Origin of the sequence: Mesorhizobium sp. B2-4-2 (genome assembly GCF_006442845.1) — a bacterium.
In the GTDB taxonomy this organism is placed as follows: domain Bacteria; phylum Pseudomonadota; class Alphaproteobacteria; order Rhizobiales; family Rhizobiaceae; genus Mesorhizobium.
This window is the reverse complement of sequence record NZ_VFVM01000001.1, coordinates 387,375-407,628: the sequence shown is the minus strand read 5'-3', so window position 1 is coordinate 407,628 and position 20,254 is coordinate 387,375. Positions and strand designations below refer to the sequence as shown.

Annotated in this window: 19 protein-coding genes; 8 read left to right on the top strand and 11 right to left on the bottom strand. The window is 63.9% G+C overall.

What is annotated here, in order from left to right:
* Positions 1–65 precede the first annotated feature (65 nt).
* Together FJ942_RS01965 and FJ942_RS01960 are read right to left on the bottom strand one after the other, a co-directional pair.
* Positions 66–815 (bottom strand): crotonase/enoyl-CoA hydratase family protein, encoded by a 750-nt coding sequence (locus FJ942_RS01965; RefSeq protein WP_140762426.1) that lies wholly within the window; start codon positions 813–815, stop codon positions 66–68.
* Between the two features lie 19 nt (positions 816–834).
* Complete coding sequence (locus FJ942_RS01960) at positions 835–2,604, bottom strand: acyl-CoA dehydrogenase (protein WP_140897144.1); 1,770 nt, start codon at positions 2,602–2,604, stop codon at positions 835–837.
* A 227-nt stretch (positions 2,605–2,831) separates the two neighbouring features.
* Between FJ942_RS01960 and FJ942_RS28745 the strand changes: the two genes are divergently transcribed.
* The 4 genes from FJ942_RS28745 to FJ942_RS01940 all read left to right on the top strand — a co-directional run bounded on the left by FJ942_RS28745 (position 2,832) and on the right by FJ942_RS01940 (position 5,149).
* Complete coding sequence (locus tag FJ942_RS28745) at positions 2,832–3,080, top strand: hypothetical protein (RefSeq protein WP_140498033.1); 249 nt, start codon at positions 2,832–2,834, stop codon at positions 3,078–3,080.
* Positions 3,081–3,118: 38 nt separating this feature from the next.
* Positions 3,119–3,406 (top strand): DUF1778 domain-containing protein, encoded by a 288-nt coding sequence (locus FJ942_RS01950; protein ID WP_140897143.1) that lies wholly within the window; start codon positions 3,119–3,121, stop codon positions 3,404–3,406.
* A gap of 274 nt (positions 3,407–3,680) precedes the next feature.
* Entirely contained in the window at positions 3,681–3,938 is a 258-nt protein-coding gene (locus FJ942_RS28740) for a GNAT family N-acetyltransferase (RefSeq protein ID WP_246674948.1), read from the top strand.
* A 95-nt stretch (positions 3,939–4,033) separates the two neighbouring features.
* Positions 4,034–5,149: a glycoside hydrolase family 25 protein gene (locus tag FJ942_RS01940; protein WP_140649180.1), complete on the top strand. Its 1,116-nt coding sequence runs from the start codon at positions 4,034–4,036 to the stop codon at positions 5,147–5,149.
* Positions 5,150–5,173: 24 nt separating this feature from the next.
* On the opposite strand, the gene purD is transcribed toward FJ942_RS01940, so the two are convergent.
* Complete coding sequence (purD, locus tag FJ942_RS01935) at positions 5,174–6,457, bottom strand: phosphoribosylamine--glycine ligase (RefSeq protein WP_140897142.1); 1,284 nt, start codon at positions 6,455–6,457, stop codon at positions 5,174–5,176.
* A gap of 159 nt (positions 6,458–6,616) precedes the next feature.
* A complete protein-coding gene (locus tag FJ942_RS01930) occupies positions 6,617–7,438 on the bottom strand; it encodes a phytanoyl-CoA dioxygenase family protein (RefSeq protein WP_140897141.1) in 822 nt (273 codons plus the stop codon).
* Between the two features lie 91 nt (positions 7,439–7,529).
* On the opposite strand from FJ942_RS01930, the gene FJ942_RS01925 reads away from it, so the two are divergent.
* Together FJ942_RS01925 and ubiA are read left to right on the top strand one after the other, a co-directional pair.
* Complete coding sequence (locus tag FJ942_RS01925; RefSeq protein WP_140897140.1) at positions 7,530–8,441, top strand: LysR family transcriptional regulator; 912 nt, start codon at positions 7,530–7,532, stop codon at positions 8,439–8,441.
* Between the two features lie 69 nt (positions 8,442–8,510).
* Entirely contained in the window at positions 8,511–9,494 is a 984-nt protein-coding gene (gene ubiA / locus FJ942_RS01920; protein ID WP_140897139.1) for a 4-hydroxybenzoate octaprenyltransferase, read from the top strand.
* A gap of 75 nt (positions 9,495–9,569) precedes the next feature.
* On the opposite strand, the gene FJ942_RS01915 is transcribed toward ubiA, so the two are convergent.
* The 3 genes from FJ942_RS01915 to FJ942_RS01905 form a co-directional block, all read right to left on the bottom strand.
* On the bottom strand, positions 9,570–10,136 hold the full coding sequence (locus FJ942_RS01915; RefSeq protein ID WP_140498020.1) for a DUF6101 family protein: 567 nt from the start codon (positions 10,134–10,136) through the stop codon (positions 9,570–9,572).
* Positions 10,137–10,318: 182 nt separating this feature from the next.
* Complete coding sequence (locus tag FJ942_RS01910; protein ID WP_140895537.1) at positions 10,319–11,749, bottom strand: FAD-binding oxidoreductase; 1,431 nt, start codon at positions 11,747–11,749, stop codon at positions 10,319–10,321.
* 10 nt (positions 11,750–11,759) lie between these two features.
* The gene (locus FJ942_RS01905) at positions 11,760–12,734 is read right to left on the bottom strand and encodes an L-threonylcarbamoyladenylate synthase (RefSeq protein WP_181169775.1); all 975 of its coding nucleotides are present in this window, start codon (positions 12,732–12,734) and stop codon (positions 11,760–11,762) included.
* 162 nt (positions 12,735–12,896) lie between these two features.
* On the opposite strand from FJ942_RS01905, the gene FJ942_RS01900 reads away from it, so the two are divergent.
* Positions 12,897–13,346 carry a hypothetical protein gene (locus FJ942_RS01900; RefSeq protein ID WP_140514781.1) on the top strand — a complete coding sequence of 150 codons (450 nt, stop codon included), beginning with the start codon at positions 12,897–12,899 and terminating at the stop codon, positions 13,344–13,346.
* An 89-nt stretch (positions 13,347–13,435) separates the two neighbouring features.
* Here FJ942_RS01900 and glyS read toward each other — a convergent pair whose 3' ends face one another.
* From glyS to FJ942_RS01880, 3 genes are all read right to left on the bottom strand, one after another.
* Positions 13,436–15,736: a glycine--tRNA ligase subunit beta gene (gene glyS, locus FJ942_RS01895; RefSeq protein ID WP_140897138.1), complete on the bottom strand. Its 2,301-nt coding sequence runs from the start codon at positions 15,734–15,736 to the stop codon at positions 13,436–13,438.
* Between the two features lie 194 nt (positions 15,737–15,930).
* Positions 15,931–16,605 (bottom strand): DUF559 domain-containing protein, encoded by a 675-nt coding sequence (locus FJ942_RS28735; RefSeq protein ID WP_246679632.1) that lies wholly within the window; start codon positions 16,603–16,605, stop codon positions 15,931–15,933.
* Between the two features lie 129 nt (positions 16,606–16,734).
* Complete coding sequence (locus FJ942_RS01880) at positions 16,735–17,655, bottom strand: glycine--tRNA ligase subunit alpha (protein ID WP_181169800.1); 921 nt, start codon at positions 17,653–17,655, stop codon at positions 16,735–16,737.
* A 210-nt stretch (positions 17,656–17,865) separates the two neighbouring features.
* Here FJ942_RS01880 and FJ942_RS01875 point away from each other — a divergent pair, with 210 nt between their 5' ends.
* Positions 17,866–18,327, top strand: a complete 462-nt coding sequence (locus FJ942_RS01875; protein ID WP_140558231.1) for a GNAT family N-acetyltransferase — start codon at positions 17,866–17,868, stop codon at positions 18,325–18,327.
* 62 nt (positions 18,328–18,389) lie between these two features.
* On the opposite strand, the gene FJ942_RS01870 is transcribed toward FJ942_RS01875, so the two are convergent.
* Positions 18,390–20,162, bottom strand: a complete 1,773-nt coding sequence (locus tag FJ942_RS01870) for a tetratricopeptide repeat protein (RefSeq protein ID WP_140897135.1) — start codon at positions 20,160–20,162, stop codon at positions 18,390–18,392.
* Between the last annotated feature and the right edge of the window lie 92 nt (positions 20,163–20,254).

The following is a 20,254-nucleotide window of genomic DNA, read 5'->3' as shown; positions in this document are numbered from 1 at the left end:
GTCGGCGCTCCACCCCACCCGACCCTGCGGGCCGACCTCCCCATCTAAGGGAGGCGGGGGCTGAACTATTTTTTTCTGGTCATGAATGCCGTCAGTGCAGCGCGGGCTTCGTCCGATTTCAGCCGCTCGCGAAAATGCTCGCTTTCCACGTTGATGCGGGCGACGAGGTCCTCGCGAGAGCCGCGCATCAGGTCGCGCGCGATCCTGAGCGCCTGCGGCGGCTTGGCGGCGATCTGGCCGGCGGCCGCCAGAACCGACGCCTCCAGCGCTCCTTCCTCGACAACTTCGTAGATCAGACCAGCGGCCTTGGCGCGTTCGGCCGAGAAGCCTTCGCCAAGGCCGAGCAGCGCGAACGCGCCCTGCTGGCCCAGGATGCGCGGCGCCAGCAGGCTCGATCCCGCTTCGGGCACAAGGCCGAGGTCGACGAAGGGTGTCCTGAACACGGTGCGCGGCGTGGCGAAGGTCAGGTCGCAGTGCAAATTGAGCGTGGTGCCGATGCCGACCGCGATGCCGTCGACACCGGAGACGATGGGTTTTGCGACCCTGGCCAGCGCCATCAGGAAATCCCAGACTTCCGTGCCGCCTTCGCCGCCAGTGGCGACGACCATGAAATCGGCGAGGTCGTTGCCGGAGGAGAAGGCACCGGGCACGCCGAGAAAGACATGGACGCGAATTGCCGGATCCGCATCCCCTTCGGCCAAGGTTTGCGACATCTTGGCGTACATGGCGCGCGTCAGCGCGTTCTTCTTGTCCGGGCGGTTTATGCGGATGATCTGCATGGCGCCCTGGCGCTCGACGAGGATATGGTCTGTCACGGTTCTTTCCTTGTGAACGTCAGGCGGAAATCAATGTCCTGCCGGCAGCGGCGAGGCTTGCGGCGCCGTCGACAACGCGCTCCTTCAAGGCACTTGTCTCGCCGAGCAGGTTTTCGGCGAAAAAGCGGCAAAAAGCGACGCGGCCGTGATCGGCAAGGGCGCCCCGCGCCAAGTAGGCGCCGCCGGCTGCAAGCGAGACCAGCCGGAGATAGGGTGTCGCGCCGGCAAGCGCCTCGCCAGTCCGGCCATCGGCCGACAGTCTTTGCAGGAAACATGTCGCTTGCGTCAGATCGTCGAGCCCGCGGTCGAGAGCATCGGCCGTATGGCCAAACCCTTCGAGATTCGATGTCCGCACGGCGCTGGCGACAGCGGCAAGCTCGGCGATGAAGCCGTGCACATGCTCGCCGCCGCCGAGCGGCAGTTTTCGGGTCACCAGATCGATCGCCTGGATGCCGTTGGTGCCCTCGTAGATCGGCGCGATGCGGGCGTCGCGATAGAGTGCCGCAGCCCCCGTCTCCTCGATGAAACCCATGCCGCCATGGACCTGGACGCCAAGCGAGGCGACCTCGACGCCGATATCGGTCGAAAAAGCCTTGGCAAGCGGCGTCAACAGGTTGGCCCGGTCGCGCCAATGCGCCGCCTGGTCACCAGACGATACGCGCGCCAGGTCGATGGCATGGGCACAGGAATAGCTGATCGCCCGCGCGATCTGCGTCAGCGCCTTCATGGTCAGGAGATTGCGCTGCACGTCGGGGTGATGGACGATCGGCGCCATGCCGGCGCCGGCGTAATCCGCCGCCTTGCCCTGGCGGCGCTCATTGGCATAGGCGATCGCCTTCTGGGTCGCGGCTTCCGCGACCGCCACGCCCTGCATCCCGACGGCGAGGCGGGCATTGTTCATCATGGTGAACATGCAGGCCAGCCCCTTGTTCTCCTCGCCGATCAGCCATCCGATGGCGCCGGGCTTGGCGCCCTGAAAACCGTCGCCATAGATCATGGTGCAGGTCGGCGAGGCATGGATGCCGAGCTTGTGCTCGAGGCCCGAACAGAAGACGTCGTTGCGTGCGCCAGGCGAGCCGTCCGCGCCGACCAGGAATTTCGGCACCAGGAAGAGCGAGATGCCGCGCGTGCCCGCAGGCGCGTCAGGCAGCCGCGCCAGTACCAGATGGACGATATTGTCGGTGAGATCATGCTCGCCATAGGTGATGAATATCTTCTGGCCGAAGATGCGGTAGGTGCCGTCGCGGGCCGGTTCGGCGCGCGTGCGCAAGGCAGCGAGGTCCGAGCCGGCCTGCGGCTCAGTCAGATTCATCGTGCCCATCCACTCGCCGGAGACGAGCTTTGCGAGATACTTGGCCTTGAGCTCTTCCGAAGCGTGCTTGTCGAGCGCCTCGACCGCACCCATGGTCAGCGTCGGGCCAATGCCGAAGGCCATGGCGGCGGAATTCCACATTTCGAGCGCGGCGACGCCGAGCATGGTCGGAAGCGCCTGCCCGCCATATCCTTCCGGGCCGGAGAGCGCGTTCCAGCCGCCGTCGATCCAGCGGCGATAAAGTTCCTTCCAGCCCGGCGGCATGGTCACTGCCGCGTCCTTCAGCACCGCGCCGTGCTCGTCGCCGATCTTGTAGAGCGGAGCGACCTCTTCGGTGGCGAAGCGGCCGGCCTCGCTAAGAACGGCGTCGACGAGATCCTCGCCGAGATCGCCGAACGTGCCGTCATCGAGGGCAGGCTTCAGGCCGGCCACATGCTTGAGGGTGAACGCGATGTCCTCGACCGGTGCCAGATACATGCCGCTCGCTCCTCCTGATGCATCGGCCAGGCTGATCCTAGGATCTGAGTGGGACCTGCTTGCCACACACCGTATTCGCCTTTGGGCGATCGCCCATCTTCTTTTTACGTAAACGTCAAATTTTGTCACGCTGATTTTGTAATCGCGCCGGCTCGTATTAAATGCGATGGACGCCGGGTCAAAATCGACCGGCAACAGACCAGAACCAGCCGACTGGAAACCAACTCATGCTTGCCAGACCTGACGCCTACCGTTGTATCGAGTGCGGCCTGCCCTACCGGGCGGCGGGGTTCTCATACTATCACGGTGAATTGGAAAACGGCGCCGCCTATTGGTCGGATCGCGGTATATTGTGCTCGCCGAAATGCTCGCTCGCCCATCATCGCAAACGCGCGGCCGAAGGCACGCTGCCGCAACAGCCCGCGCCGGATCCGTTTGAAGTTCAGCCATTCGGCCGCGCTGACCGTCGCACTTGATATGTATTCCCGTACATACCGTGCTAGAGGTGATCGAAATGACAAACCAACTGACCCGTACCTCCCGTCTCGAAGCTCGGATATCCCCGGATATGCTGAGTATGATGAAACGTGCCGCCGAAATCCAGGGCCGCAGCGTCAGCGACTTCGTGGTCTCCGCAGCGCAGGAAGCTGCACAACGCACCATTGAGGAGATCGCTATCATCCGCCTGTCCATCGAGGATCAGCTCGCTCTGGTAGAGGCCATTCTCAATCCGCCCGAACCTAATGAAGCGCTGCGCAAAGCCGCCGACGCCTACAAGCGAGTTGTCGTCGAATCCCGGTGAGTCTAGGCTTGATCATCGAGCCGCTGGGCGGATCGTATGATCGTAAGACATTCAGCTGTGGCGTGCTGGCACTCGGCCAACGTCTACACGAGTTGGCAAGCCAGGACGTCAAACGCCGAGTTAGCAACTGCTTTGTCGCCGCGGACCGTGATGTCGATCTCATTGCCGGATACTACACTTTGCAGCGTCAAATGTGCCCATCACTTCTCTGCCGGAAGACCTGACAAGACGCCTACCGCGTTACCCGGTCCTGCCCGCCATATTGATCGGAAGGTTGGCAGTCGATACCCGATATCAGGGAAAAAGAGTAGGATCGATACTGATCGTGGATGCACTTCGGCGCTGCGCCCAAGCTGCTCCTGCTTCCTTCGCACTGATCGTCGACGCAAAGGACGACATGGCCGCCGCCTTCTATTGCAAATATGGTTTCAGGCCATTTCAAGACCGGCGGTTGTCGCTGTTCCTATCAGTAGCGACGGCATTTGAAGCTGTTCGGCTGACGGACCGCATTGCCTTGAAAGCGAATCCTTAACCATAGCGGTCCAGGATTTGCCTTTGATCAACGGGGATTCCTGTTTGAAGAGAACGGCGCATCTTCTTCGCCGCCCAGCGATCGCTCTCGCGGCGATGATGGCGCTGACAACGGCGGCAAGGGCCTCGGATTTCTCCGAGCCGTGGAAAAGTGCCGACCGGGCGCTTGTCGTCGATGCCTACGAATACAATTCCATCGACTGGGCGCAGCTTGCCACGGACAAGCGCGTCGTCGGCTTCATCAACAAAGCCTCCGACGGCATGTCGCCGCCCTATTCCTGCTCCGGAGACGATACCGAGGTCAAACTCTGCAAGGCACTGTGGAAACGCCATGCGGTGACGCGCGAACTGTTCCAGACGCGCAAGGTGGTCGCCAAGGCCCTCGGCCTGAAATGGGGCGCCTATCACCTCGCCCGCCCCGGCAATCCGGTCGAGCAGGCCAATAATTTCCTCGATTTCGCCGATCCCGCGCCGGACGACCTCATGGCCCTCGACATCGAAGGCATTGATCCCGCGCAATGGATGTCGCTCGACGACGCCGAGGCGTTCGTGCGCCAGGTGCATCGGCGCATCGGCCGCTTCCCGGTACTCTACACCAATGGCAAGACCGCCCAGTATATCGCCGACAACAGCTACAAATACCGGCTGCTGTCGCGGCTGCCGCTCTGGTACGCGCGCTACAAGCCTGACATCGACGTGCATTTTCCCATCGGCAACTGGCAAGGCTATGCGCTCTGGCAGTTTTCGGCCCAGGCCAATTGCGGCCGCTTCCGTTGCCCCTACAGGGTAGCCGGGACGCCGGACGACATCGACGTCAACGTCGCGCCGACAGATGCCGCCACGCTGCGCCAGCAATGGCCGTTCGGCGGGGTGATCGACGTGCCGGCGGATTATCTCGCCAGCGTACCGGTGCCGCTCTCGCGCGAAGCCGCTTTGGCCGGCAAGACCACTCTCATCTACGCCGATGTGGCGACGCCACCGAGTTTCGGGGAAATGGTCGCGGTGCTTGGTTCGCGCTGGTCGAAATTCCGCGACGGGTTCCGCATGCCTGTCGTGAAGACGGTGCCGCGGCGGCCGATCTTCGGCATCGTCCAATATGTCTCCTGGAAGCGCACCGGGCAGCGTACCCCAGCGCAACTCGACGCCGCCTTCGCTGCGGCGGCGGACCCGGTGAGCACCGCTTCTACCGAACCCGACCGCGGCAAACGCTGAATTTGTGCGACCGGATGCTTGCGGTCAGCTTGCTCCTGCCGCTTCGCGCGCCACGGCCTGCCAGCCAATGTCGCGGCGGCAGAAGCCCTGCGGCCAGTCGATACGGTCGAGCGCGGCATAGGCCTTCTCCTGCGCCTCGCCGACAGTCGCGCCGACCGCGGTGACGTTCAAGACGCGACCGCCATTGGCGACCAGCGCACCGCCATTGATGGCGGTGCCGGCATGGAAAATCTGGGCGCCTTCGCTGGCAGCCTCATCGAGCCCGCGAATGACCGAGCCTTTTTCGGGCGTGCCGGGATAGCCTCTCGCGGCCATGACGACGGTCAGTGCCGCCTCGTCGCTCCAGCGCGCCGACATGTGCGCGAGTTGGCCATCGACGGCGGCATTGAGCAGCACCAGCAGGTCGTCCTTCAGCCGCATCATCAGCACCTGGCATTCGGGGTCGCCGAAGCGGGTGTTGTATTCGATCAGCTTCGGCCCTTTGTCCGTAATCATCAGCCCGGCGAAGAGAATGCCGGCGAACGGTGCACCTGTTGCAGCCATGCCGCGCATGGTCGGTTCGACGATCTCGCGCATGGTGCGCTCCACCATCTGGGGCGTCATCACCGGGGCCGGCGAATAGGCGCCCATGCCGCCTGTGTTGGGGCCGACATCGCCATCGCCGACGCGCTTGTGATCCTGCGCGGTGCCGAAGGGCAGTGCTGTAGTGCCGTCGCACAGGCAGAAGAAGCTGGCCTCCTCGCCGGTCAGAAACTCCTCGACCACGACTTCCGCACCGGCGGTGCCGAAAGAACCGTCGAAACAGGCGTCGAGCGCGGCCAGCGCCTCATCCATCGTCATTGCGACAGTGACGCCCTTGCCCGCGGCAAGGCCGTCGGCCTTGATGACGATCGGCGTGCCCATCTTCTCGACATAGGCCTTGGCCGATGCCAGGTCTGAGAAACGGCCATAGGTGGCGGTGGGGATGTCATATCTGGCGCAGAGATCCTTGGTGAAGCCCTTCGATCCTTCGAGCCGCGCCGCCGCACGCGACGGGCCAAAGACGCGGATGCCCCAGCCGCGCAGATCGTCGGCGATGCCGGCGACCAGCGGCCCTTCCGGCCCAACCACGACGAGGTCGACCTGCTTGTCCTTGCAGAAGGCGGCGACAGCGGAATGATCGGCGATGTCGAGCTTGATCAGCTCCGCCTCGCGGCCGATGCCAGGATTGCCGGGCGCAGCATAAAGCTTGGTCAGCAAGGGCGACGCGGCGATCTTCCAGGCGAGCGCATGTTCGCGGCCGCCGGAGCCGAGAAGAAGAACGTTCATGGCCACCTCTTGATGCCTGTAATCTTCCAGAGAACCCGCTATTGCTCTCTGGACGACGGGTCAAGGCATCCGGGCGCTTTGGTCGAAATTGCGCACGGGAACGTTACCCCTGCCCAAGAATCGGCGGCGGAGACCGTCGCCGATTTTCTGGCAAGCGCTTCAGCTCTGGAAAACGATCGGGAACCAGTCTTCGCGCAGCTTCTGCCCCGACTGCATGCCATGGCCATGATAGGGCGGGGAGGTGCGCCCCGGCCGTTCGACATAACGGGCGTCGTCACCAACCCAGCGCAGCGATAGCGCACGCCGCCGCGCCGCGGTCAGGTTGCCGCGCGCGCCATGCGCGGTCCTGAAATCGAACAGGATAGCATCGCCCGGCTCCATTTCCCATTCAAGCACCTCCAGCGAGGGGTCCGTGTCTGGATCCGGCACCGGCAGGTAGTCGCCCTCGTCGGCATAGAAATTGCTGTCGTCGAGCCAACGCACCGGCAGGATCATCTTGTCCCATTTGTGCGAGCCGGCAATCAGCCGCAGCGTTGCCTCCTTTACAGGGTCGATAGGGATCCAGAAGCTCACCGTCTGCCGGCCGTCGACGAAGTAGTAAGGGATATCCTGATGCCAGGGCGTCGGCTTCTGGGTGCCCGGTTCCTTGACAAGGACATGATCGTGGAAGAACTGCGCCGTGCGCGACCGCATCACCGCGGCCGCCAGTTCGGCCGCCGGCGATTCGCGGACCAGCTTGACGAATTCGGGAATGCGTTCCCAGTTGCAGTAATCGTCGAAGAAGCTGCCGCGGCCGTTGGCGATGTCCGAGGCGGTGGCGCTGCGGTTTTGCATGTTGCGCTCGATGCCGGCGGCGATCGTTTCGACCCAGTCCTTGAAAGCGCCGCGGATGCAGACAGCGCCGTCGCACTGGTAATCCGCTATTGTCCGCGCATCGATCAAGCCTGTGTCGATCGCGCGAGGTGCGGTCTGGGAAGCCATGGCATTCTCCTTTCAGGGATCGATGCCACTATCGCAACTCTCTTTCATTTAGTAAAATAATAACTTCTGATCCGTCATATAGTTATACTCTATGGGCCCTACCCTCACGCAATTGCGCTATCTGGTTGCCGTCGCTCGCCATGGCAGCGTTACCGGCGCGGCTAGGGCGTTGAACGTTTCACAGCCGTCCATTTCGGTGGCGATCGACGCGGTCGAACAGGATTTCGGCCAGAAACTCTTCGTGCGCCAGCGCGGAAGCGGCGTTTCGCTGACATCCTTCGGCCGCGCCGTGGTGGCCAAGGCGAAACAGGTCCTTGCCGAGACGGACGAGCTCATCGGTCTCGGCTCGCGCAAGTCGGCGCTCGGGGGCGAACTGGTGCTCGGATGCTTCGAAGATCTGGCGCCTTATTTCGCGCCGGCCCTGATCCGCGCCTTCTCGGAACGCCATCCTGAGGTTGCAGTGATCGTGCGCGACGAGACCTTCGAGACGCTCGGGCGGCGCCTCGGCGATGCCGCCGTCGACCTCGGGCTCACCTATGATCTTGGGCTGCCTTCGCATTTCGCCCGCATCCTGCTGCATGAGCTCAGGCCGCACGCGCTTTTGCCGGCTGGACACGCGCTGGCGGATCGTCCCGATGTCAGCCTGGCCGATCTGGCCGCCTATCCGCTGATCACGACGGACCAGCCGCATAGCTGGCAGCACATGCTGGACCTGTTCCGCAGCCGTGGCCTGTCGCCGGTCGCCGACAGGCAGACAAGCTCGTTCGAACTCCAGCGCAGCATGGTGGCCAACGGCTTCGGCGTCGCCGTCAGTTACACGAGGCCGCATGGCGACCGCAGCTATGACGGCTTGCCTCTCGTCTGCAAGCCGCTTTCCGATCCGCTGCCCATGCAGCGCATCATCCTCACCCATGACACGCACCAGCGCCTGCCCAATGCCGTGCTGGCCTTCGTCGACGTGGCAAAGAGCTGGTTCTCCGCCCGCGACATCTTCGCCTCCTGAAGCGCTGACGAATGCCACTGCCCTGCTCGCCGCTTGACGGTTTGCGCGGCTGCTGCCACTCCATCGTTCATGGAAACGGTTCAGTCGAAAGCAGCCCAGGGCCGCGTCGCCGACGCGCCGAACGGCCATTGGGTGTACCGCGTGCTGCCGCGGCCGATATGGCCCTATGCGCAGCTTGCCCGATGGGACAGGCCGATCGGCTGGCAGTTGCTTCTGTGGCCGTGCTGGTGGTCCGCGGCTCTCGCGGCCAGCGCCTATCCGCGCCCGGGCGATCCGCTGCCTTCGCTGCTGCCGGCGCCCTTGTATCTCGTGCTGTTCCTGGCCGGCGCCATCGCCATGCGCGGCGCCGGTTGCACCTATAATGATCTGGCCGACGAGGACATCGACAATCAGGTCGAGCGCACGCGCTCGCGGCCGCTTCCGTCGGGCAAGGTCACGCGGCGGGGGGCATGGCTGTTTGTCATCCTGCAGGCACTGGTCGGACTTGCCGTGCTCTTGCAGTTCAACAGCTTCGCCGTCCTGCTCGGCGCCTGTTCGCTGGCCATCGTCGCCATCTATCCATTCATGAAACGGATCACCAACTGGCCTCAACTGGTTCTTGGCCTTGCCTTTTCCTGGGGCGCGCTGATGGGATGGGCGGTTGAGTTCGGCGACCTGGACGGGCCGGCCGTCATGCTCTATCTCGGCTCGATCCTGTGGGTGATCGGCTACGACACGATCTATGCGCACCAGGACAAGGAAGACGACGCCATCGTCGGCGTACGCTCGACCGCGCGCCTGTTCGGCGACAATACCAAATCGTGGCTGGTCGGGCTTTATGGCGGCGCGCTTGTCTGCTTCGCCATCGCCTTCGCTTCGGCGCAGGCCCCTGTCGTGGCTCTGGCCGGACTTATCGCCGCCGGCGCCCACATGGCGCGGCAGATCCTGGTGCTGGATATCGACAATCCGGATCAATGCCTGCGGCTGTTCAGGTCGAACAACCAGGTCGGCTGGCTGATCTTCCTCGGCCTCATCGGCGGCGCGCTGTGGGTGGCGCTGAAGCCGCTGGTATAGTTTTCTTTCCCTTCTCCCCGTTTACGGAGAGAAGGTGGCGGCAGCCGGCGCCAGCCTTCCAGACAGAATTTCAGCCTATTCGCGCGCGATGATCTCCTCGCCGCCGATCACTAGCCTGAGACCGAGGTCACCCGCCCTGCGGCGGGCGAGGAAGCGCGGGCGGCGCATGGTCGAAACGCGGCCCTTGCGGCGATCCTGCGGCGGCAGCGTCTTGATGGCCGCGCCGAGCGATTCCTCCAGCGTGCGGGCGATGCCGTCCGATTCGATCAACAGCATCGGCAGGCGATAGGCGTCGGCCCAGGCGCGCCAGTCGGCGGCGACGTCGTCGAGATCGTCGGCCACCAGCAGCGGCACCGACAGCATCGGATCATTGTGCAGGAGTTCCAAAGTCACCGTGACGTTACCTTCCGGGTCCTCCATCGCGCGGGCGGCAACGCCGCGGAACGCATTGGCGGGCAGAGCGATGATCGCCGGTACGCCGCTCATCTCGAGCAGGCGGCGGATCACGGCGCCACGGTGGTCGATGGTGAAGGTCACGTCGCCATAGTCGTCGCGCGTGGCGTAGCTTACCACCTGCGGCAGGCGGAATGGGTCGAGGCGCATGTTGCGTCCCGCCCAGACTGGCTTCAGTCCAGTGTTCATTGAATGCCTTCCTGTTTCTCCTGAGAGCCGGTGTCCGGTTCTCTCCGGGCCAGTTTTCCCGGCCTCGTTATGGGGAAACAGTAGCGCGGCCTCCTTACCGCCGCGCTTAAGAAAGTCGGTTAAATTTTGCTGATCACGGGGATGGTTATCGGAATGCGACCGAGCGCTTGAATCCGAAAGGATCAGATAACCTTACCAGGATTCATGATGCCGGCCGGGTCGAAGGCCTGCTTGACCCTGCGCATCAGGTCTATCGCCATCGGCGGGGCGGTGGCGATCAGTTCGTCCCGCTTCAACTGGCCGATGCCGTGCTCGGCCGAGATCGAGCCGTGGAAGGAGCGCACGACGTCGTGCACGGCCTTGTTCATGGGGTGGTAGAGATCGAGGAACGCCTGGTCGTCGCCGTCGACTGGCCGCGAGATGTTATAGTGGAGATTGCCGTCGCCCATATGGCCGAAGCAGACCACGCGCGCTCCGGGGCTGACCGAAGCCACCGCGCCGGCGGCCTCTTCGATGAAACGTGGGATCGATGCCACCGGCACCGAAATGTCATGCTTGATCGAGGCGCCCTCGGGCTTCTGCGCATCGGGCAACACCTCGCGGAAATTCCAGAAGGCATCGCCCTGGGCGAGGCTGGCCGCGATCACCGCATCGCCGACGATTTCCTGTTCCAGCCCGGCCCCGAGCACGTCCTCGATCAGGGCCCTGGCATCCTCCGGCGAACGGCCGGACGAGATCTGCATCAGCACATACCACGGCCAATCCTGCGCCAGCGGCCGCACCACGCCCTGGGCATGCGCCAGCGTAAAATCGTAGGGCCGCTTGCCGATCAGCTCGAAGGCGGTGAGCGCGGCGCCGGCGCGGTCCGTCGCCAGGCTGAACAGCGACAGCGCCGCCTCGGCCGACGGCAGGCCGACGAACGCAACCTCGCGACCTTTCGGCTTCGGGAACAGTTTCAGCACGGCGGCGGTGATGATGCCGAGCGTGCCTTCGGCGCCGACGAACAGATTCTTGAGGTCGTAGCCGGTATTGTCCTTCTTCAGCTTGCGCAGATCGTCGAACACCTCGCCCGTCGGCAGCACCACCTCGACGCCCAGGCAAAGCTCGCGCGCATTGCCATAGGCCAGCACGCCGGTGCCGCCTGCATTGGAGGAAAGGTTACCGCCGATCTGGCAGGAGCCCTGCGCGGCCAGCGACAGTGGAAACAGCCGGTCGGCGGCATCGGCCGCTTCCTGCAACGTCTGCAAGATGACGCCGGCCTCCGCCGTCACGGTGTTGGACAAGGCATCGATCTCGCGGATGCGGTTCAGCCGCGACAGGGACAGCACGATTTCGCGGCCGGACCTGTCCGGCACCTGGGCGCCGACCAACCCGGTATTGCCGCTTTGCGGCACGATTGGCGTTGCCGTCTCGGTCGCCAGCCGCAGGATCCGGCTGACCTCCTCGACGCTGCCTGGCCGCAGCACGAGCGATGTCGCGCCATGCCATAGCCCGCGCCGTTCGGTGATGTAGGGTGCTATATCGCGCTGGTCGCGCAACGCGTATTTTTCGCCTACGATCGCCGCGAAGCGGTCGATGAGAGCGGTGTCGGGAATCTCGGCGATGTCGGTCATGTGCGCGAAACTAGGTTGGCGGCAAGCTATTGTCACGCGGCGCGGCGGCCCGTGAAAGCCGATCGTTGATCGCTTCGCCGAGCCCGTCGAAGGGAACGGGTTCCACGGCGATGGTCCGCGCGCCGCTGCGATCGAGTTGCTGCATGTAGGCGAAAAGATTGCTCGCCGCTTCGCGCAGGTCACCGGCCTCGGACAGATTGAGGCAGGCGGCCGCCTTTTGCCAGCCTTCGGCGCGACGTTTGCCGAAGGCCAGCAGCGCCTCGCCTTCGCCGACGGTCCCGGCGTTGAGCCGCACCGCGGCGTCAGGCGCATAGTGCGAGGCAAGCATGCCCGGCGCCTCGACACCGGCGTTGGCGCCGCGCAACAGGTCCATGCCGACGACCGCCTCGATTTCCTGGGCGGCAATGCCGCCGGGCCTCAGCAGACGCAATTTTCCCTCTTCGGCCTTGACGATGGTCGATTCCAGCCCGACCGGCGTCGCGCCGCCATCGACGACCAGCTTTATGCGTGCGCCGAGATCAGCCGCCACGGCCTGCGCCGTCGTCGCGCTGATCCTGCCGGAGGAATTGGCGCTGGGAGCCGCAAGCGGCCGGCCAAGCCTTGCAATCAGGTCGCCGCCAAAGCCCCTCGGCATGCGCAAGGCGATCGTGTCGAGCCCGGCGCTGACCAGCGGATGAATGCCGTTGCCGGGCCGCTGCGGCAGCACCAGCGTCAAAGGACCCGGCCAGAACGCAAGCGCCAATTTCCTCGACAGCGGATCGAACAAAGCAATGCGCTCGGCCATCGCCATATCGGCGATATGGGCGATCAGAGGGTTGAAGCGCGGCCGCCCCTTGGCCTCGAAGATGCGCGCCACGCCGATGCCGTTGGTGGCGTCGCCGGCGAGCCCATAGACGGTCTCGGTCGGAATGGCGACCACCTCGCCGCTTTCAAGCAGCGCCAATGCCCGTTCCATCGCCTCGCCGACGGCAAGAATTTCAGCCACTCTGGTCACCTCACGAATGTCGGCTGCGTAGTACGATGGCGTCCAAGGGGCAAGCCCGGCCCTTGGCGATTTAACAATCCCTAAAATGCTACGGTTCCGCGAAAGCCGGCATCAATTCCGACCCGCTATCGTGGGGCTTCCGGGTAATGGGGAGCTTTCATCGTGTCTGTGCGTATTTGGGGAACGCTGGGTGTCACTCTGGCGGCGATGGCCGGCGGGGCCCAGGCCTCGTCACTGGTCTTTCCCGGAGCGCCGTCCGCAACGCCGTCCATTGTCACGCTGGAGGCAGCCGACGCTGCCCAGGCAGGCGATACGCGGTCGGTCACCGCACTCGGCGACCCTGACGTCACCTATGAAAAGGTGGCGGCGATCCCGAACGCGCCTGAGGCGCGGCACGGCTTCCTGCAAAACCCGATGATCATTCGCGGCGGTATCGTCGGCAGCGCCTTCTCGACGCCCACGCAGGCCAAGGCGCCGGCCACTGCCCCTGCAACCGCCACCGCTTCGGCGGCACCGGCGGCGAATGGGCAGAAGACCCCGGCGACATCACCGGCAGCCGCGCCGGCGGCGGCAGCGCAGCAGCCCGTCCCTGGGGTCGGCAAACTCAAGTAGCGGCTGTCTTGACGTCGATCCGGCGTCCGGCACCATTGCCGGACAGGCCGCTTTTGCCGCCGTGGACGAGCGTCGCCGCCTGAAGTCCTCTAGCCCGCGATCTTGGAGAAATCCGCGACCTGGTCGGTGGCCGCGCGGATGCGGGCGAGCAGCGCCAATCGATTGGCGCGCACGGCCTGATCCTCATCATTCACGAGAACGCGTTCAAAGAATGAATCAACCGGTTCGCGCAAAACGCTAAGCGCCAGCATGGCGGCGGAAAAGTCTTCGTTTTGAATCGCTTCGCCGGCTTGCTTCTCGGCCTGATTCACCGCCGCGAACAGCGATTTCTCGGCATCCTCGCGGAACAGCGCGGGCTCGACGGTTTCGGCGATCGCCGTTTTCTTCTTCTCCTCGGCAGCCAAAATATTGGCCGCGCGCTTGGTGCCGGCAAGCAGGTTCTTGCCGTTCTCGGTGTCGAGGAAAGTGCCGAGCGCCTCGACGCGGCGTACGATCTGCAGCAGGTCATCCGACTGCGGCGTGATGACAGCGTCGATCAGGTCGTGGCGAGCGCCCTGATCGCGCAGGTAGACTTTCAGGCGGTCGTGGAAGAAGGCGAGAAGGTCTCGGACCTGATCTATGTTGCCAACCGTGTAGTTCGTGGAAGCGCTGCCGAAGATCATCGTCAGCCCCAGTCGAATGCGGTTCTCGACCAAAATCCTCACCACGCCGAGCGCAGCGCGACGCAGCGCGTAAGGATCCTTCGAGCCGGTCGGTTTTTCATCGATGGCCCAGAAGCCGACAAGCGTGTCCAGCTTGTCGGCGAGCGCGACGGCGATCGACACCGGATCGCTCGGCACGTAATCGGACGGCCCCTGCGGTTTGTAGTGCTCTTCGATGGCTGCCGCCACGGACGGATGCTCACGCTGGAGCAGCGCGTATTTGCGGCCCATGGCGCCCTGCAATTCCGGGAACTCGCCGACGACTTCGGTGGTCAGATCGGCCTTGGCGAGAACCGCGGCGCGAGCGGCGAGCGCGGGATCGGCGCCGACGGTCGGCGCCAGTTCCTGCGCCGATCGCCTGATCCGCTCCACGCGCGCGCCCTGCGTGCCAAGCTTGGCATGGAAGGTCACATTGAGGTGGTCGAGGCGCGCGATGCGCTGGTCGAGAGGCTTCTTCAGGTCAAGCCCGAACTTTTTCGCCGACCCCTCGAGCTCGGCGAGATCAGGCAGATCGCCCTGGTCGGTCGTCCAGAAATAGAGCGCGTCGGAGAGGCGCGCGCGCACCACCTTGCCGTTGCCGTGGGCGATCTCCTTGCCGCCGTCACTAGCCTCGATATTGGCGGTGAGGATGAAGCGGTTGGAAAGTTCGCTGATCTCCCCCCTTGAGGGGGAGATGCCCGGCAGGGCAGAGGGGGTCGTCTCACGTGGAGCGCCAGCGTCCTCTGTGTGCGAAAGGGAGTCGCGTCCCGTCGTGCCGACCCCCTCTGTCGGCTTCGCCGACATCTCCCCCTCGAGGGGGGAGATTGGGCGCGATGTCACAAAGCACTTCTGGTTGGCGCGGATGGTCAGCCGGATCACCTCGGCCGGAATGGCCAGGAAAGCGTCTTCGAACGCGCCCATCAGCACCACGGGCCATTCCACCAGCCCGGACACCTCTTCCAAAAGCCCCTCGTCCTCGACCAGATCCAGCCCGTTGGCGAAAGCGAGGTTGCGGGCATCGGCAAGGATGATCTCCTTGCGCCGGTCGGCGTCGAGCACGACCTTGGCCGCTTCCAGCTTGCTTACATAATCGTCGAAGCGGCGCACGGTGATTTCGCCGGGCGCGTGAAAGCGGTGGCCGTAAGTGACATTGCCCGAACGGATGCCGTCGATCTCGAAATCGACCACGACCGGCTCCTCGGTTTCCGGACCGAAGGTGCACAGGATCGATTGCAGCGGCCGTACCCAGCGCAGCGAGCCGGGCTTGGCCGAGGCCGGCCCCCAACGCATCGATTTCGGCCACGGGAAATTGCGGATGATGTCAGGCACCAGCCCGGCGATGATCTCTTCCGCCGCCCTGCCCGGCTTCGAGACATGGGCGACGTAGAAATCGCCTTTCTTCGGGTCGGAATGGACGTGTGCCTCGGCGACCGAGGAAAGCCCGGCCTTGCGCAGGAAGCCCTGGACCGCCTGTTCCGGCGCCGTCGTCGACGGCCCCTTGATCTCCTCGCTGATGTCCTTCGAGCGCGCGGTCAGGCCCCTGATGTCGAGCGCCAGTCGCCGCGGTGTCCAGTACTCGCGCGCCGCCTCGTAGGTCAGCCCTGCCTCGACCAGGCCGTCGGTCAGCATCTTCCTCAGATCGCCAGCCGCCTTGCGCTGCATGCGGGCCGGGATTTCCTCGGAGCGAAGTTCGAGCAAAAGATCCGGCATCAGAGTGTCTCCGCCCGCATGCCATTTTCCTGTTCGCGCGTCCTCGTGCCTCCGGCGCTGCGGGCGCGCGGCTGGGCCGGGATTTCCTCGGAGCGAAGTTCTAGAAGCAGGTCAGGCATGGATAGCTCCTCACCCTCCCCTCGATGGGGAGGGTCGGCGCGTCAGCGCCGGGGTGGGGTGGCGGCGTCTCAATCTCAAGCGCCTTCGGCGTCTGACGGGCGAAGGTCTGATTTTCGTTCTTCCACCGCCGCATAGATCGTATCGAGCACGGAATCCAGTTCGTTTTTGATTTCGTGGTTCCAGAAACGGATGACACGATAGCCCTGACTTTCGAACCATTTTGTCCGAATTTCGTCGTGTCGTTGCTGACGATCGAAACTGTGGTGAGCGCCGTCCACCTCGACGATCAGCTTCAGGCGGTGCGAGATGAAATCAGGGAAGTAAATACCGACCGACGCCTGCTTGCGAAATGAGTGCCTTTCCACCGGGATGCGCCATAGGTGCCGCCACAAGATGCGTTCTTCGTCGGTCATCGCCGCACGAAGCCGTTGCACCGACCGCAGTTTGAACCGATCGAGTTTCGGCATGAGAAGTCGCGCTGTCACCCCCACCCGCCGCTTCGCGGCGACCTCCCCCATCCAGGGGGAGGTAAAGAGGCCATAGCAACTCGGCTGGCCGCTGTCACCCTTTCCAGAAATTTTGGGCGTCCTGTCGGGACGGGATGATCCCACCCGTCCTTGGATCAAAGATTTCCATGAACCGAACGCAGCGCTGAAGCGACCCACGCTCAGGCAGAGAGCTATTGGCTGAACGACCATGAAAACGGCATCCAGACTTTTGCAAATCCTGGCGCTCAGCGCTTGCTTCACCGCTCAGGCCCATGGCGCCTTCTCGATGCCGGGCGTGCGCCAAGCATTGCGCATAATAGCCGGCCCGAGCGGCCAGATTCTATCGCCGATCAACGCTTCCCTCGATTTGATGAGGGAGGGTGCCTGAGATCAGGCCGCCAATCCGCCGGCCTGCGTCTTCAAGAACGCCTCGCCACAGGCTTTCGCCAGATTGCGCACGCGCAGGATGTAGCTCTGCCGCTCGGTGACGGAGATCACGCCGCGCGCGTCGAGCAGGTTGAAGACGTGACTGGCCTTGATGCACTGGTCGTAGGCGGGAAACACCATGCGGTGCACAGGCAGACTGTCGTTCGATGCGGGCGCACCGGCATCGAGCAGTGCCTTGCATTCGGCCTCGGCATCGTCGAAGTGGCGCAGCAGCATCGTCGTGTCGGCGTATTCGAAATTGTGACGCGAATATTCCTGCTCGGCCTGCAGGAAGACATCGCCATAGGTGACCGTGTCGGCGCCGTCGCGGCCGTTGAAATTGAGGTCGTAGACATTGTCGACGCCCTGCACATACATGGCCAATCGTTCCAGGCCATAAGTGAGTTCGCCGGCAACCGGTGCGCATTCGATGCCGCAGACCTGCTGGAAGTAGGTGAATTGCGACACCTCCATGCCGTCGCACCAGCATTCCCAGCCAAGGCCCCAGGCGCCCAGCGTCGGGCTTTCCCAATCGTCTTCGACAAAGCGGATGTCATGCAGCAGCGGGTCGACGCCGATCGCCGCCAAAGAGCCGAGATAGAGCTCCTGCAAGTTGGGCGGATTGGGCTTCAGGATCACCTGATACTGGTAGTAGTGCTGCAGCCGGTTCGGATTCTCGCCGTAGCGGCCGTCCTTGGGGCGGCGCGAAGGCTGGACGTAGGCGGCGTTCCAGCGCCTCGGTCCAAGCGCCCGCAGCGTCGTGGCCGGATGGAAGGTGCCGGCACCGACCTCCATGTCGTAGGGCTGGAGGATGACGCAGCCATAGTTCGCCCAGTAATTGTGCAGAGTCAGGATCAGCCCCTGAAAGGAGCGGCTGGGATGCATATGGGCGGGGATTTCAATCGTCACGGTGGCCTCGGCTGCAAGGGCTGACTTGCGGCCCCGTCCTAGAGACACGGCGGCGAAGCGTCAAGCAAGGCGCGGGCGTCGCGAGGCATGTCGAAAGCTTTGCGAGCGGCTGGCCCATTGCCGGCGATGAGCACGTGCCTTCTGGTGAACGCTCACAACTCCGTCTCGCCAGACAACAGGTCAGCCATGCCCAACTCCATCACCGTCCGCCCGGTCACGCGCCAGGATTTCGCGCAATGGCTGCCGCTGTGGGACGGCTACAACGCGTTTTACGGGCGCTCGGGCGAGACGGCGCTGGCAGGCGAGATCACCGCCATGACATGGTCGCGCTTCTTCGACGCCTATGAGCCGGTGCATGCGCTGGTTGCCGAAAGTGAAGGACGGCTCGTCGGCCTCGTGCACTACCTCTTCCACCGCAGCACCACGGCGATCGCGCCAAACTGCTACCTGCAGGATCTTTTCACCGACGAGACCTTGCGCGGCAAGGGCATCGGCCGGGCTCTCATCGAGGGCGTCTACGAGCGGGCGCAGGCGGCCGGCTCGGGCCGGGTGTACTGGCTGACGCACGAGACCAATCACACCGCCATGAAGCTCTACGACAGGATCGGCGAACGCTCGGGCTTCGTCGTCTACCGCAAGCTGTTCTGACATGGCTGCCAACGAAAACGGGGCCCGACAAGGGCCCCGTTCGCGAGCAAGATCATTTCATCTTAGCCCTTCGGCGCGGCCGGCGCCGGCTTGACCTTGGGGGTTTCCTGCGCCGTGTTGGACTCGATCGGCGGCAGTCCCTTCATCAGCTTCTGCTGCAAGGCGGCAAGCACGTCGGGATCCGGCTTCAGGTCGCGCGCCTGGTTCCACTGGAAGGTGGCTTCCAGCTTGCGGCCGACGCGCCAATAGGCGTCGCCGAGATGGTCGTTCAGCACCGGATCTTCCGGCTTCAGCGACACCGCGCGTTCCATTTCGCGCACCGCGTCATCGTACCTGCCGAGGCGGAAATAGGCCCAGCCCAGCGAGTCGACGATGTAACCGTCGCTCGGCCTGAGATCGACGGCCTTCTGTATCATCGCCAGGCCTTCTTTCAGGTTCATATTCATGTCGACCCAGGAATAGCCGAGATAGTTCAGCACCTGCGGCTGGTCGGGCTGCAATTCCAACGCCTTGCGGAAATTCGGCTCGGCTTTCGGCCATTCCTTCAGCCGCTCATAGGCGATGCCGCGCTGGTAGAAGATATTCCAGTTGGCGGCGGTCGGCGTCTTCAGCGCCTCGACGGCCTTGTCGTAGAGATTGGCGGCGGAACGGAAATCCTCCTTCGACGAATAGACCCCTCCAAGCGCCAGATAGGCGCGCATGTCGTTGGGGTGCTTATCGACGAAGGCCTTCAGATGCGTGATCGCCTCGTCATGGCGATCGAGATCGGCCAGGTTGAGGCCAAGCTGTAAGTCCGAAAGCTCCTTCAGCGGCGAGGTATCCGGTATCCGTCGGTAGAGCGCGATGGCCCCCTCGCCGTCCTTCAGCTGTTCGGAAACGGCGGCAAGCTGCACCAGGGCGGCATCGCTGTCGGGTTTCAGCGCCAGCGCATATTGCAGATAGAGCCTGACGAAAGGCTCACCGCCGCCGCGATTGAGCGCGGTTGCCAGATCGAGCAATATCTCGGAGGCGCCGTCGGATGGGCCGGCTATGAAGGGCGGGATCTTGTCGCCCTTGCTGATCCTGTCGCGCAAGGCGACAATTTCCAGCTTGCCCGGCGAAAACGCCTCGGCCTGGTCGAGCACCGATACCGCCTTGGCCGTGTCGCCCTTGCGGGCCAGGAACGAGGCATAGGCCTGCGCATTGCGCATCCATGTTTCGGGAGCCGCGCTGCCGGCGGCGGTGTCCTGCATGGTCGCGGCATAGATCGCGTCGGCCTTCTCAGGCATGTTGGACACGTCGGCGATCAGCGCGCGGTGGAAGGATTTGAACAGGCCGAACCAGTCCGGGCCCTGCAGCTTGTCGATGGATGCCATCGCCTCGCTGGGGTCGCCGGCGCCCTCTTGGGCCCAGCCGGACATGACGCCGGAGATCAGCCGGTCGAGATCGGATTCCAGCGACAGCTTCAACCAATACTGCGCCTTGGAAAAATCCTTCTTGTGGAAGGAATCGACCGCCAGCGCCAGGCGCGAGAACCGTTCGACGTCGGGAACTTCCTTGAGCTTGTCGGCATAGACAAGGGATTCGTCGAAGCGGCCTTGCGCGATCAGCGACAGCATCAGGCTCTGCTGCAGGCCCGTATCGCTTGGATCGAAGGCCAGGGCCTGCTTGTAGTAGGCAATGGCATTATCCAGGTCGTTGTCACCCTCGGCGATCCGGGCAGCCAGATAGGCTCCCGAGAAAGATGTGATCTTCACCGGTTCGGTGGTCTGCTTGGCATAGGCCGGCAGCGCCGAAATCGCCATGCCCGTCACAAGTGCCAGCCTTGTCAGCCAGCGCACACGTCCCTGCTGCATCGTATCCCTTTCAGCCAGGCGCCATCTCCGCGTCAGCGGGATCGACGTAGATTCGATCTTTCGGAGAAAAGCATGGCCTTTTTGGGGTCACG

What these genes read in the sequence shown, in the direction of transcription:
- FJ942_RS01915 (WP_140498020.1), bottom strand. Translation starts at nt 10,136, where the DNA reads ATGAACACTGGACTGAAGCCAGTCTGGGCGGGACGCAACATGCGCCTC.
- FJ942_RS01910 (WP_140895537.1), bottom strand. Translation starts at nt 11,749, where the DNA reads ATGACCGACATCGCCGAGATTCCCGACACCGCTCTCATCGACCGCTTC.
- FJ942_RS28745 (WP_140498033.1), top strand. Translation starts at nt 2,832, where the DNA reads ATGCTTGCCAGACCTGACGCCTACCGTTGTATCGAGTGCGGCCTGCCC.
- FJ942_RS01930 (WP_140897141.1), bottom strand. Translation starts at nt 7,438, where the DNA reads ATGGCTTCCCAGACCGCACCTCGCGCGATCGACACAGGCTTGATCGAT.
- FJ942_RS01875 (WP_140558231.1), top strand. Translation starts at nt 17,866, where the DNA reads ATGCCCAACTCCATCACCGTCCGCCCGGTCACGCGCCAGGATTTCGCG.
- FJ942_RS01870 (WP_140897135.1), bottom strand. Translation starts at nt 20,162, where the DNA reads ATGCAGCAGGGACGTGTGCGCTGGCTGACAAGGCTGGCACTTGTGACG.
- FJ942_RS01925 (WP_140897140.1), top strand. Translation starts at nt 7,530, where the DNA reads ATGGGCCCTACCCTCACGCAATTGCGCTATCTGGTTGCCGTCGCTCGC.
- FJ942_RS01950 (WP_140897143.1), top strand. Translation starts at nt 3,119, where the DNA reads ATGACAAACCAACTGACCCGTACCTCCCGTCTCGAAGCTCGGATATCC.
- FJ942_RS01960 (WP_140897144.1), bottom strand. Translation starts at nt 2,604, where the DNA reads ATGTATCTGGCACCGGTCGAGGACATCGCGTTCACCCTCAAGCATGTG.
- ubiA (WP_140897139.1), top strand. Translation starts at nt 8,511, where the DNA reads ATGGAAACGGTTCAGTCGAAAGCAGCCCAGGGCCGCGTCGCCGACGCG.
- FJ942_RS01940 (WP_140649180.1), top strand. Translation starts at nt 4,034, where the DNA reads ATGATGGCGCTGACAACGGCGGCAAGGGCCTCGGATTTCTCCGAGCCG.
- purD (WP_140897142.1), bottom strand. Translation starts at nt 6,457, where the DNA reads ATGAACGTTCTTCTTCTCGGCTCCGGCGGCCGCGAACATGCGCTCGCC.
- glyS (WP_140897138.1), bottom strand. Translation starts at nt 15,736, where the DNA reads ATGCCGGATCTTTTGCTCGAACTTCGCTCCGAGGAAATCCCGGCCCGC.
- FJ942_RS01880 (WP_181169800.1), bottom strand. Translation starts at nt 17,655, where the DNA reads ATGCATCCCAGCCGCTCCTTTCAGGGGCTGATCCTGACTCTGCACAAT.